This is a genomic window from Mesorhizobium sp. M7A.F.Ca.CA.002.09.1.1 (assembly GCF_003998555.1).
In the GTDB taxonomy this organism is placed as follows: Bacteria; Pseudomonadota; Alphaproteobacteria; order Rhizobiales; family Rhizobiaceae; genus Mesorhizobium; species Mesorhizobium ciceri.
This window is the reverse complement of the sequence record NZ_RZRR01000057.1, coordinates 1-11,986: the sequence shown is the minus strand read 5'-3', so window position 1 is coordinate 11,986 and position 11,986 is coordinate 1. Positions and strand designations below refer to the sequence as shown.

The following is an 11,986-nucleotide window of genomic DNA, read 5'->3' as shown; positions in this document are numbered from 1 at the left end:
TGGCGCCATCGACCAGGGCGGCTGCTTCGAGACCTCGCACGCCCCCACCCATGCCGACCCGACCTATGAGGTCGACGGCGTCATCCACTATTGCGTCGCCAACATGCCGGGTGCCGTGCCCGTCACGTCGGCCCACGCGCTCAACAACGCGACGCTTCACTACGGCCTGCAGCTCGCCGACAAGGGCCTGAAGGCGCTGGTCGACGATCATCACCTGCGCAACGGCCTCAATGTCCACAAGGGCAAGATCACCAACCGCGCAGTCGCCGAGGCGCTCGGCTACGAACTGGTCGAGCCGAAAGCGGTACTCGCCGCCTGATTTTCGCGAAAAACAGCTCCTTTCAATCCAGCCCGCCGGTTCCATGCCGGCGGGTTTTTTCTTGCGAGCCTGTTTTTCAGGCAAAGCATGGCGCCGAAAGATGTGACGCAACGGCACTTTGCTCATCATTGTTGCATATTTGTCATTCCCGTGCCGGCCGGTTCCCTGCTAGAGACATTCTGGGTTTACTCATGGGGTACGGGCATATGTTCATTCGCACATCCGCGAAATCTTTTCTTCTTGGTGCTGTTTCTGCTGTGGCTTTGATATCTGCTGCTCACGCAGCAGACGTCGTGCAGCCGGTAGAAGAAGCTGCCGGCTTTAACTGGAGCGGTCTATACGTTGGTTTTGGCGTCGGCGCCGGTGCCAACGTACACAAGCTCAGCAGCGATTTTATTCCAGTCTCGCTGAACGGCATTGGTGGCGAAGGCGTCTACGGTGAGCTGACGGTTGGCTATGACTATATGGTCGCGCCGCGGTTCCTCATCGGTGGTCTGCTGGACGCTCACGTCGGCAACATCGGGACCACGCTGGACATTACGGGATTCGACGCTTCGATCAAGGAAACCTACGGTTTCGACGCTGGCCTGCGTCTCGGCTATCTCTTGACGCCAAACACTCTGGGATACGTGCTGGGTGGCTATTCCTGGCAGAAGTACAAGCTCGATACGAACGCTGGCTTCGACTTTGATTGGGATCAGAGCGGGTATTTTGTCGGAGGTGGCATCGAAACGGCCATCAACAGCAATTGGACGATCAAGACTGAGTATCGCTATACGGGCTTCGGGACCAAGGACGATCTTCTTTCCGAGGCTGGCATCGTCGGGGTTCCGGACGGTCTCCTCAATCTTGACACCTCGCGCCATACTTTCCAGATCGCAGCCAATTACCGTTTCGGTGCCCAGAACGGCGGCGGTGCTGCCTTCGAGACGCCAGCCTACAACTGGACCGGCTTCTATATCGGCGGCGCTGGTGGTGCCGGTGCGTCCGTGCACCAGATCAACGTTCCGCCGCTCGGCGACCTGGAATTCAATGGTCTCGGTGGCGAAGGTGCCTTTGGTGAACTGAACGTCGGCTACGATCATGACTTCGGCAGCTGGGTCGCAGGCGTCATGGTCGATGCACGCTACTCCGGCATGACTTCCAAGCTGGATCTCGGCGGCGGATCGATCAACGTCGATACCGACTATGGGTTCGATGTGTTGGGCCGCGTTGGCATGAAGATGAACGAATCGACCCTTGCCTATGCGCTTGCCGGCTACAGCTGGCAGCATTTCGATCTGAACGCTTCCGACCCGATCGGCGACATCCTCGACTGGGGCTCCAGCGGCTTCTCGGTCGGTGGCGGACTGGAAACGGCTCTGTCCAGCAATGTCACCGTTGGCCTCGAATATCGCTATTCGCAGTTCGCCAAGAAGGACTTTTCTTCGGAATTCGGCGCACCTGACGACACCCTTACCTCGACTTCCTCTTTCCACACCGTGCGCCTCGGCGCGAAGTACAAGTTCAACTAAAAGGCCCTCCAGCCAAACAGTTGCAGCCCGTCGGCCATGCCGGCGGGCTTTTTTCTTGCGTGGAATACGTCTGCTCCAAACGCAGGCAACAAAAAAGCGGAGCCAAAGCCCCGCTTCCTCGATGACGAGATTTGCCGCCGGTTCATCCGCGGTCGGCAAATCGATCGACAATGGCTTTCTATCGCGACTATGCGACGGGAGTACGACAGCTGTTTCCAGCGGCTAATCTCAGCCTCAAGCGCGCTCGATGCGGCACTGGTAGCAATTGTTGCGCGCCGAGCGGACATGGACGTAGGCGATCTCGTCGCGTTCCAACAAGGTCTTGGCCCGCCCGGTGATGTCTCCGGTCGGGACCACGCCGCCGCTGCCATAGACGATACGGTCATCCCTGCCATAGCCGCGCACGATGTAGTCGGGGCTGTCGAGAATCTCGGGCAGCGCCTCGCCCTCGGCAGCGCCGTCGCATTCCTCGGCATGCAGGAAGATCGGCCCGGTTTCGGCATAGGGCTGAAGCTGCGGGAATGGCCTGTATGCCAGAACAAGATAGGCATCGCCGGCTCCTATGTTCTTCAAACAATGCCGGCAAGGCATGCCGTCACCATCTGAGACCTTTCGCTCGGGCGTTTGGCCATAAGCATCGACGCCACCACGCTGCAGCGTCCTGACAGCTTCGGTCGGCAAAGCTTTGAACTGGATGGTCATGGAAAAATCTCCGGTGTCGTGATTGGAAATTATGTCCTTGAACCCTCGCCGCCCACCCGATTCCTGCCAAATGTCGAAAAGCCGATCGCCCCTCGGCGATCGGCTCTCATCAGATTCCTGTCAAAGGCGCCGGCTAATTAAAATTCGGAGCTGCGACTCAACGGATGAAATCGTCGAAGCGGCGCAGCGTCACCCGGCGATTCTGCCAGTTTTCGTTCTGCGTCTGCACCAGCAAAAACTCCTCACCGTAACCAACGGTTTCCAGTGCATGGCCGGGCACCCTAAATTCGCGCACCAATGTGCGCTTGAGCGAAGCGGCGCGTTGTTCGGACAGGGCCTGGTTCGACTGGAAGGAGCCGACGGCGTCGGTATGGCCCTCGATCAGCACGCGGGCGCCGGGATCGCGGCGCAGGATTCGCCGCAGCGCGTCGGCAATAGTCTCGATCTTGTCGTATTGCGAGTTGGCAATAGCCGCCGAACCGAAGGCGAAGTTGATCGACTGGATATCGATCGAGCGGGCCATGCGGCGCAAATCCGGGCGCCGCTTGAATTCCCGGATGGTGACGCGCTCGTTCGGCCGCGACGATCGAGCGGAAGCTCGAGGCAGCACCGCGTGTGAAATTGCGGCCGAAGGCGTTGTCGCCTGGGCTGCGGCCAGGCTTGGCATGGCAATCGCCGCGATCAGCGCGGCGGCAAGTGTACGGCGGGTCAGCATGTCTTCGTCTCCTTCGGCCTTGGCCGCATTGATGGTGCGGGCAACATGCCAAAAGCAGCCTGAAGGGCCGATGAACGACAGGTTCAGATTCGAGCTGGTGTCAGCTTCCGGCTAGGGCCGCATGACGCTGGCCGCGCGCTCGGCGAAAGGCAGCGGATGCACGATTTCCTTCTTTTGCGCCACCGGTGCAAAGCCGAGCTTCTGGTAAAGCGGCAGAGCCGCCGGATGATCGAGCGTGCAGGTCTGCACCGTCACGCGCTTCGGACCATGCGACCAGGCGGCTGCGATCGCGGAACCCAGGAACCAGCGGCCGATGCCTTGTCCCGTCGCATGTTCCATCATGCCGAAATAGGCGAGCTCGACTTCTTCCGGCAGATGCGGCTTGAGATCGAAGAAGCCGGCGGGTGCGCCGTCGAGATAAAGGACCCTGATGTCGCGATCCTCGCGATGAATGCCGGCGGCAAGCTCGTCGTCATCCAGCCTCAGCACATTGACCCAGTGCCATTTGCGCCCCACCCGGTCCATCAGATAGCGGTAGAAATGCAGCGGAATGTCCTTGGTCTTCAGCAGCGCGATCTGACGGTTGTAGGGCACCGGCGGCGAATAGGCCGGCGGCACATGCATCTCGAGAAACGTCACCGTGACGTCAATATCTTCCAGCGCGCCGTTTTCCATCGTCTTCATTCCTTGCCGATCACAACGGGGCCGGTCACGACAGGCGTGTCGGAAAGCCCGCCCCACTCCGTCCAGGAGCCGTCGTAAAGCCTGTTGTTGGTATGGCCAAGTGTTTCCAGCGCCAGCGTCACCACCGCTGCGGTAATGCCGGAGCCGCATGAGGTGACGACAGGTTTCGACAGATCGATGCCGGCCTCCTCGATCGCCTTGCGCAGGCGGTCCTTCGACAGCAGCTCGCCATTTTCCGACAGCGCCGAATAGGGCAGATTGCGCGCGCCAGGCATATGGCCGGAGCGGATACCCGCGCGCGGCTCAGGCTCGGCGCCGGTAAAGCGGCCCGGTCCCCGGGCGTCGGCGATCTGGCTTGCCCTGGTGTCGACGATCCGGCGCATGTCGGCGAGGCTGGCGACGCGCCCGGAGTCGAAATCGGCATGAAACACGCTTGGCGCGATCTTCGTCGGCTCAGCCGTCACCGGTCTGCCGGCGGCTTTCCAGCCATCGAAGCCGCCATCCAGAATATAGGTCTGGAAGACGCCCATCACCCTGAACATCCACCACGCCCGGGGCGCCGAGAAGAAACCCGGACCATCGTAGACGACGATGGTGTCATCGGCCGAAACGCCCATGGCGCCGACATACTGGGCAAAATGCTGCGGTGACGGCAGCGTATGCGGCAAGGGCGAATCCGGATCCGAAACCGCATCCTGATCCAGAAATCGTGCGCCCGGGATGTGGGCCGAATCATACTCGCCGCGCGCATCGCGCTTCTGCGCCGGGAGATACCAGGATGCGTCGAGAATCGTCAGGCCCGGCTCGCCGAGACGTTGCTGCAGCCAGTCTGCGTCGACGGTGAAGGGGCTGTCCTCGGCCATTTTGTGCTCCTGCTCGCCTTTTGGCGATCACTGTCTGTTCAGTTTGCCGGCATCGGCCCAAAGCGGATGCGGAAGCGCCGGTTTTCACGGCCCTTCTTCTCGATCTTGCCGATGTGGATTTCGCCGACTTCGCCAGTGCTCTTCACATGGGTGCCGCCGCAGGGCTGGCTGTCCACCGAGGCGTTGTCGCCGATACAGACCAGGCGGATCTTGCCGGTGCCGGCCGGCGGCCGGACGTTCTTGGATTTCACCAGGCCGGGATTGGCGGCCAGTTCCTCGTCACTGATCAGCCTGACAAAGATCGGATGATCGGCCCGCACCAGCTCCATCAGCCCGGCGGTGATGTCCTCCTTGGTGAAGCCGGCATCCGGAGCGTCGAAGTCGACACGGCTGTCGTCCTCGGAAACGGCGGCACCGGTGATTGGAAACGGACAGACGACGGTGAGCAAATGGCAAGCCGCATGCATGCGCATCAGGAGATGCCGGCGTTCCCAGTCGATGGCCAACCTCACCGTCTCGCCGACCTGTGGCACTGCTTGCTCCGGCGCCGGCACATGGATGATCTCGTCCTTGGTCTCGCCGGTGAGGGTAGCGGCAATGGCGATGCGGCTGCCGTCCGCGCGTTCGAGACACCCGGTATCGCCCGGTTGGCCGCCCGAAGTGGCGTAGAAGATCGTCCGGTCGAGGATGATGCCGCCGCGGTCGTTGACGGCAACGATCGTCGCATCCGCCGTCCGCAGATAGGCGTCGTCGCGAAACAGGGCATCCGTCCAGTTTGCCATCACGCGACCTTTTCGAACGGCACCGAAATTGTGCTCTTCAGCTCCATCCAACCCGGCACCGGCAGTTGCTTCTCGCGCAGGAATTCCGGGTTGAACAGTTTTGACTGATAGCGCGTGCCGTAGTCACAAAGAATGGTCACGATGGTGTGGCCGGGACCCAATTCCCTGGCCAGGCGGATCGCGCCGGCAATGTTGATGCCGGTCGAGCCACCGACGCAAAGCCCCTCTTCCTGGATCAGGTCGAAGACGATCGGCAGCGCATCCTCATCGGGGATCTGGAAGGAAAAGTCCGGCGTGAACCCTTCGAGATTGGCGGTGATGCGCCCCTGCCCGATGCCTTCGGTGATCGAGCTGCCTTCGGACTTCAGCTCGCCGCTGGTGTAGAAGGAGTAGAGCGCGGCCCCCAGCGGGTCGGCCAGCGCGATCTTCACATCCTTGCTTTTCGCCTTCAGCCCAAAGGCGACGCCGGCCAGCGTGCCGCCGGAACCGACCGCCGAGACAAAGCCATCGACCTTGCCGCCGGTCTGGCTCCAGATTTCCTCTGCTGTGGTGCGGATATGGCCGTCACGGTTGGCAACATTGTCGAACTGGTTGGCCCAGATGGCGCCGTTCGGCTCGGTCCGCGCCAGTTGCTCGGCCAGCCGCCCCGACAGTTTCACATAATTGTTGGGGTTCTTGTAGGGCACGGCAGGCACTTCGATCAGTTCGGCACCGAGCAGCTTGATCGTGTCCTTCTTCTCCTGGCTCTGTGTGTCGGGAATGACGATGACGGTGCGATAGCCGAGCGCCTTGGCGACCAGCGTCAGCCCGATGCCGGTGTTGCCCGCCGTTCCCTCGACGACGACACCGCCGGGTCTCAGCAGCCCACGCTGCTCGGCATCGCGGATGATGAACAGGCCGGCGCGATCCTTGACCGACTGGCCCGGATTCATGAATTCGGCCTTGCCCAGGATCTCGCAACCGGTTTGTTCCGAAGCTTTGTTGAGGCGGATCAAAGGCGTTTTGCCGATCGCGTCGATCACAGAACGGGGCATTCAGGATTCCTTGTGTAGGTGCGCCGAAACCCTAGAAACCCGAAGCTGCAGTTTCAAGGCAAGAATTTGTCTGGTCCAGTCGCATTTGCGGTACTGTAATTGCGTCAGCGCTTCCCGAAACCGACCTCTTGCGCCACAGCTCATTTTCCGGCTGACGTTGAAAAGCAGCTTTTCATTCGATTTCTTCATCGCTAGAGCAAAGCACCAACAAGTCGACAGGGCGCAGCATGACACTCTACCGGGCCAACCCGAAGCACGGCGTCGCCTGGATCACGGGCGGATCGAGCGGCATCGGCCGTGCCTTGGCCAGGGATCTTGCTTCCCAGGGCTATGCCGTCGCGGTGACGGCGCTCGACGACGATCCGATCGACACGCTTGTCGTCGAGACCGCGCAGATGCCGGGCAGCGTCACGGCCTTTCCCTGCGACGTCACCGACGAGCCGCGCATGGCAAGAACCGTCGCCGCGATCGAGAAGGAGCTCGGTCCCATCGTGCTCGCCATCTTCAATGCTGGGAATTACATTTCGACGCCGGGGGAGAATCTTGTCGTCAACGACTTTCGCCGGTCCTTCGAGGTCAATTATTTCGGCATCATCAACGGCCTCGTGCCTGCGGTCGAACGCATGCGTGTGCGGGCGCGCGGCCATGTCGTGCTGGTCGGCTCCGTGACATCCTATTTCGGCTGGCCGACAACGGCCGCCTATGGCGGCACCAAGGCGGCCATCAACATCCTGGCCGAGTCGCTGAAGTATGATTTCGACAAGATGAACGTGCGTATCCAGGTGTTCAACCCAGGCTTCATCGACACCCCGCTGACCGAGAAGAACATGCTGCCGATGCCGGGACTGATGCCGGTCAGCCGCGCATCGCGCCGCATGGCGCGAGGCATCAAGTCGGGCGGTTTCGAAGTCCATTTCCCGCGCCGGACAAGCTGGCCGCTGAAACTGCTCGCCCTGCTGCCGAGGCCGCTGTGCAGAGGGTTTATCAGCCTGATGACCAGTTGGAAGGCGCGGCCTCTGCATTACGACCGCAAGCCGCCGATCGAATAGGACGCCTGCGAAATTGGCAGGCTCCCCGTTTTCGGGCCGCCGTCGCCATGGTTGAGACAAGTGCCGCGTGGAGTCTGCGATGGGGCGACGGATCGTGCTTGCTGTGCTGGGCCTTATTGCCGTTCTCGCACTGGCCTTCGTGTTCGGCCCGCGCGTTCGCGTCGACACCACGATCCGTTTCGATCCCTCGCTCATCGGCGACGATCCGCAGGCCTATGTGGCAAAGGCGGAAGCCGCCATCCCCGGAATCCGAGACGGGCTGGAGAAGGAGATCGTCTGGGCCGATCCGTTGGTGCATGCCAGGACCCCGCTATCGATCGTCTACATCCACGGCTTTTCCGCATCGAAGGGCGAGGTCCGCCCGCTGCCTGACGAAGTGGCGGAACAGCTTGACGCCAATCTCTTCTACACACGGCTTACCGGTCATGGGCAGGATGGCGCGGCGATGACGCAAGGCAGCATCAATGCCTGGATCAACGACTATGAGGAGGCGCTCGCCATCGGCCGGGCGATCGGCGACAAGGTGATCGTCATCTCGACTTCGACCGGCGGCTCGCTGGCGGTCTGGGCGGCAACGCAGCCCGGTGCGTCGGACGGGGTGGCGGCGATTGCGTTCATCTCCCCGAACTTCGGCGTCAAGACTTCGGGCGCCGAGATCCTGACCATGCCGTGGGGCAAACAAATCGCCAGGCTGGTCGCCGGCAAGGAACATAGCTTCGTGCCGCGCAACGCGCTGAATGAAAAATTCTGGACCACCCGCTATCCGATCGAAGCAACCTTGCCGATGCAGGCGCTGACCGAGCTTGCCTATGGCGCGCCGGTGGAGAAGGCGACCGTCCCTGCTTTGTTCATCTTTTCTGATTCGGACAAAGTGGTGCGGGCCGACCGCAGCCGCGAGATTGCCGGGCGCTGGGGCGCGCCGCATGAACTGGTTCCGGTCGACGACACTGGCGACCCGGACAATCACGTCATTGCCGGCGACGCGCTGTCGCCATCGACCACGGCGTTTCTGGCGCAAAGGATCGCCGTCTGGATCGAAGCGGTGGTGAAGTAGGCGACGAAAAAGGGCGACCGAAGCATCGCTTCGGCCGCCCTTTTCTTGTTTCGTCTCGGCAATCAGCCAGCCGAAGCTTGACTGACTGCAGCGCGGTCTGGCTTACGCGGCCCGCGCAGCCGGACGCTTACCGCCGAAGCGGCGCTTGTTGTTGCCCTTGAAGGCCGGCTTGGCGCCGTCCGGCTTGCGCTCGCCGGCGAAGGCCGGCTTGTCGCCGAAGCGCTTCTTGCCAAAGCCGTTGCCCTTGTTCTCGCCACCGGGCCGCCTGCCGTCGCGACGGCCATTCGGTCGTTGCGGTCATTGGCCGGCTCGAAACGCTCGTTCTTTTCAGCCGGATTGCGCAGCGGATCGGGGCTGCCGAGATGGTCGGCAACGATCGGCAGCTTGGTGCGGATGATGCGCTCGACCTGGCGCAGCTTGCTGTTCTCGGAAGGATCGCAAAGCGTGATCGCGATGCCGTCCATGCCGTTGCGGCCGGTACGGCCGATGCGGTGGACGTAGCTCTCGGCTTCATCCGGCAGGTCGAAATTCACGACATGGCTGATGCCGGGCACGTCGATGCCACGCGCCGCGATGTCGGTCGCCACCAGAATGCGCACCGAGCCGTCGCGGAAATCGTTCAGCGCTTTCTGGCGGGCGTTCTGCGACTTGTTGCCGTGAATGACGGCGGCCTTGAAGCCATCGCGCTCGAGGTCCTTGGTCACCCTGTCGGCACCATGCTTGGTGCGCGAGAAGATGATGACGGACTTCATCGCCTCATCGGCGAGCATCGTCGACAGCACCTGGCGCTTCTGCTTGGTGCGGGCAAAGACGACGCCTTGCACGATCTCGGCCGCTGCCGTGCTTTGCGGCGCGACTTCGACGCGGATCGGGTTCTTCAGCAGGCCCTTGGCCAGTTCGGCGATTTCATTGGGCATGGTCGCCGAGAACAGCACCGTCTGACGATCGGGCGCGGTCGCCTTGGCGATGCGCTTGACGTCGTTGATGAAGCCCATGTCGAGCATGCGGTCGCCCTCGTCGAGCACCAGCCATTTGGTGTCGGCAAGCATGAGGTCGCCCTCACGCACCAGGTCGGTCAACCGGCCGGGCGTTGCGATCAGGATATCGACGCCGGGCGCAACCTTCTTCACCTGGCTGAAGCGCGAGACGCCGCCAAGCACGAGCGCGGTCGAGACATGCGCGCCCTTGGCGAGGATCTTGATCGTGTCCTCGATCTGCACGGCGAGTTCGCGCGTCGGCGCCAGGATAAGCGCACGCGCCGTCTTCGGCCGGCGCTTGGTGCCGAGTGCGATGATCTTCGACAGGATCGGCAGAGCGAAGGCCGCGGTCTTGCCGGAGCCGGTCTGGGCGATGCCGAAAATGTCACGGCCTTCCATCTGCGGCGGGATCGCCTGCGCCTGGATAGGCTTCGGCTCGGTGAAGCCGGCGTTGTGGGTGGCCTTGAGCAGCGCGCCCGTAATACCCAGTGCCGCGAAACCGGTGAGTTCCGCAGTGTTGCTACCGGGCAAAGTGTTTTCGTTGGTCAAAATAATCTTCTTTCACGCGGCTTCTGGCCGCAAACATCGATGGCGGCAGGGCGCAACCTGCCGTCGAACAAATTTTCATGAAACGACAAGGCGGGCGGACGGGTTCGTCCACTCGGCTGCGCTGTCGTGCCCGCAGGCATCATGCCACGGGGCTTTTTCGCCGCTTTGTGATTTACCGGAAAAAGGGCCGATATACCGGAAAGAGGGAAAACAGACGCAACCAGTCTCATTCGTCGAGAAGGCCGGATAAGTCCCGGCCCAAGCGCCTATGCCGCCGCATATGGCCCAGTTCGCCACCAAATGCAAGGGGCGTCATGCTGCAGCGCAGCAAAATCCACGGAGCAAGCGGCGCTTGCGCTCGCTTGCCGGCACGATTACCACGAAATGCCGCTGGCTTGGGAGGTAATCGATGAAGGACGTGCTGAAGGAACTCGAGCGCCGCCGCGAGATCGCCCGCATGGGTGGTGGCCAGGCCCGCATCGATGCCCAGCACAAGAAGGGCAAGCTCACCGCGCGCGAACGCATCGAGGTGTTTCTCGACGAGGGCTCTTTCGAGGAATTCGACATGTATGTCGAACACCGCTCGACCGACTTCGGCATGGAGAAGACCAAGATCGCCGGCGACGGCGTCGTCACCGGCTGGGGCACGGTCAACGGCCGCCCGGTCTATCTCTTCGCCAAGGATTTCACCGTGTTCGGCGGCTCGCTGTCGGAAGCGCATGCCGAGAAGGTCATCAAGGTACAGGAGATGGCGCTGCGCAACCGGGCGCCGATCATCGGCCTCTACGATGCCGGCGGCGCGCGCATCCAGGAAGGCGTCGCAGCACTCGGCGGCTATGCCGAGATCTTTCAGCGCAACGTGCTTGCCTCAGGCGTCATCCCGCAGATTTCCGTCATCATGGGTCCATGCGCCGGCGGCGATGTCTATTCGCCTGCCATGACCGACTTCATCTTCATGGTGCGCGATACCTCCTACATGTTCGTCACCGGACCGGATGTGGTGAAGACCGTGACCAACGAAACGGTGACCGCCGAGAGTCTCGGCGGCGCTTCCGTCCACACGACGAAATCCTCGATCGCCGACGGCGCCTATGACAATGACGTCGAGGCGCTGCTGCAGATGCGCCGGCTGGTCGACCTGCTGCCGGCTTCCAACACATCGGAGCTTCCCGAGATCGAATGCTACCAGTCGGTCACCGACCATGATTTGTCGCTCGACCGGCTGATTCCCGACAACGCCAACAAGCCCTACGACATCAAGGAGCTGATCCTGAAGGTCGCCGACGAAGGCGACTTCTTCGAGATCCAGCAGAATTTCGCCAAGAACATCGTCACCGGCTTCGGGCGCGTCGAGGGCCGCACGGTCGGCTTCGTCGCCAACCAGCCAATGGTGCTGGCCGGCGTGCTCGATTCGGACGCCAGCCGCAAGGCGGCGCGCTTCGTGCGCTTCTGCGACTGTTTTTCGATTCCGATCGTCACCTTCGTCGATGTCCCCGGCTTCCTGCCCGGTACAGCGCAGGAATATGGCGGGCTGATCAAGCATGGCGCGAAACTGCTGTTCGCCTATGCCGAGGCCACCGTGCCGAAGATCACAGTCATCACCAGAAAAGCCTATGGCGGCGCCTATGACGTGATGGCCTCAAAACACCTGCGCGGCGACATGAACTATGCCTGGCCAACGGCACAGATCGCGGTGATGGGTGCGAGGGGCGCGGTCGAGATCATCTACCGCAAGGACATCGGT

Annotated in this window: 11 protein-coding genes and 1 pseudogene; 5 read left to right on the top strand and 7 right to left on the bottom strand. The window is 61.9% G+C overall.

Annotated features, from left to right (window positions below; genetic code table 11):
* Both EN994_RS04665 and EN994_RS04660 read left to right on the top strand, forming a co-directional pair.
* A pseudogene (locus tag EN994_RS04665) lies at positions 1-319 on the top strand (alanine dehydrogenase); the annotation flags it as partial.
* A gap of 206 nt (positions 320-525) precedes the next feature.
* Positions 526-1,833: an outer membrane beta-barrel protein gene (locus tag EN994_RS04660; protein ID WP_063168057.1), complete on the top strand. Its 1,308-nt coding sequence runs from the start codon at positions 526-528 to the stop codon at positions 1,831-1,833.
* Positions 1,834-2,067: 234 nt separating this feature from the next.
* Here EN994_RS04660 and EN994_RS04655 read toward each other — a convergent pair whose 3' ends face one another.
* The 6 genes from EN994_RS04655 to EN994_RS04630 all read right to left on the bottom strand — a co-directional run bounded on the left by EN994_RS04655 (position 2,068) and on the right by EN994_RS04630 (position 6,613).
* Positions 2,068-2,535 (bottom strand): DUF1203 domain-containing protein, encoded by a 468-nt coding sequence (locus EN994_RS04655; protein WP_013531464.1) that lies wholly within the window; start codon positions 2,533-2,535, stop codon positions 2,068-2,070.
* A 157-nt stretch (positions 2,536-2,692) separates the two neighbouring features.
* The gene (locus tag EN994_RS04650; protein ID WP_127307413.1) at positions 2,693-3,250 is read right to left on the bottom strand and encodes an OmpA family protein; all 558 of its coding nucleotides are present in this window, start codon (positions 3,248-3,250) and stop codon (positions 2,693-2,695) included.
* A gap of 111 nt (positions 3,251-3,361) precedes the next feature.
* Complete coding sequence (locus tag EN994_RS04645) at positions 3,362-3,925, bottom strand: GNAT family N-acetyltransferase (RefSeq protein WP_013531462.1); 564 nt, start codon at positions 3,923-3,925, stop codon at positions 3,362-3,364.
* Positions 3,926-3,930: 5 nt separating this feature from the next.
* Positions 3,931-4,797 (bottom strand): 3-mercaptopyruvate sulfurtransferase, encoded by an 867-nt coding sequence (gene sseA, locus EN994_RS04640; protein ID WP_063168058.1) that lies wholly within the window; start codon positions 4,795-4,797, stop codon positions 3,931-3,933.
* Positions 4,798-4,835: 38 nt separating this feature from the next.
* Positions 4,836-5,579: an alanyl-tRNA editing protein gene (locus EN994_RS04635; RefSeq protein WP_063168059.1), complete on the bottom strand. Its 744-nt coding sequence runs from the start codon at positions 5,577-5,579 to the stop codon at positions 4,836-4,838.
* A complete protein-coding gene (locus EN994_RS04630; protein WP_013531459.1) occupies positions 5,579-6,613 on the bottom strand; it encodes a cysteine synthase A in 1,035 nt (344 codons plus the stop codon). Before EN994_RS04630 ends, EN994_RS04635 begins: the two co-directional genes overlap by 1 nt.
* A gap of 227 nt (positions 6,614-6,840) precedes the next feature.
* Between EN994_RS04630 and EN994_RS04625 the strand changes: the two genes are divergently transcribed.
* Positions 6,841-7,662 (top strand): SDR family oxidoreductase, encoded by an 822-nt coding sequence (locus tag EN994_RS04625; RefSeq protein ID WP_024505081.1) that lies wholly within the window; start codon positions 6,841-6,843, stop codon positions 7,660-7,662.
* Between the two features lie 79 nt (positions 7,663-7,741).
* Positions 7,742-8,716, top strand: coding sequence for an alpha/beta fold hydrolase (locus tag EN994_RS04620; RefSeq protein WP_063168060.1), 975 nt, complete (start codon positions 7,742-7,744; stop codon positions 8,714-8,716).
* Between the two features lie 62 nt (positions 8,717-8,778).
* Here the strand turns inward: EN994_RS04620 and EN994_RS04615 are convergent, their stop codons facing one another.
* A complete protein-coding gene (locus EN994_RS04615; RefSeq protein WP_245465984.1) occupies positions 8,779-10,242 on the bottom strand; it encodes a DEAD/DEAH box helicase in 1,464 nt (487 codons plus the stop codon).
* A gap of 409 nt (positions 10,243-10,651) precedes the next feature.
* Here EN994_RS04615 and EN994_RS04610 point away from each other — a divergent pair.
* The coding region (locus tag EN994_RS04610) for an acyl-CoA carboxylase subunit beta (RefSeq protein WP_164745810.1) at positions 10,652-11,986 on the top strand (1,335 nt) is incomplete at its 3' end.

Excerpts from the sequence above, each read along its gene's own strand:
- EN994_RS04635 (WP_063168059.1), bottom strand. The coding sequence starts at position 5,579 with ATGGCAAACTGGACGGATGCCCTGTTTCGCGACGACGCCTATCTGCGG.
- sseA (WP_063168058.1), bottom strand. The coding sequence starts at position 4,797 with ATGGCCGAGGACAGCCCCTTCACCGTCGACGCAGACTGGCTGCAGCAA.
- EN994_RS04660 (WP_063168057.1), top strand. The coding sequence starts at position 526 with ATGTTCATTCGCACATCCGCGAAATCTTTTCTTCTTGGTGCTGTTTCT.
- EN994_RS04645 (WP_013531462.1), bottom strand. The coding sequence starts at position 3,925 with ATGGAAAACGGCGCGCTGGAAGATATTGACGTCACGGTGACGTTTCTC.
- EN994_RS04650 (WP_127307413.1), bottom strand. The coding sequence starts at position 3,250 with ATGCTGACCCGCCGTACACTTGCCGCCGCGCTGATCGCGGCGATTGCC.
- EN994_RS04625 (WP_024505081.1), top strand. The coding sequence starts at position 6,841 with ATGACACTCTACCGGGCCAACCCGAAGCACGGCGTCGCCTGGATCACG.
- EN994_RS04655 (WP_013531464.1), bottom strand. The coding sequence starts at position 2,535 with ATGACCATCCAGTTCAAAGCTTTGCCGACCGAAGCTGTCAGGACGCTG.
- EN994_RS04620 (WP_063168060.1), top strand. The coding sequence starts at position 7,742 with ATGGGGCGACGGATCGTGCTTGCTGTGCTGGGCCTTATTGCCGTTCTC.
- EN994_RS04630 (WP_013531459.1), bottom strand. The coding sequence starts at position 6,613 with ATGCCCCGTTCTGTGATCGACGCGATCGGCAAAACGCCTTTGATCCGC.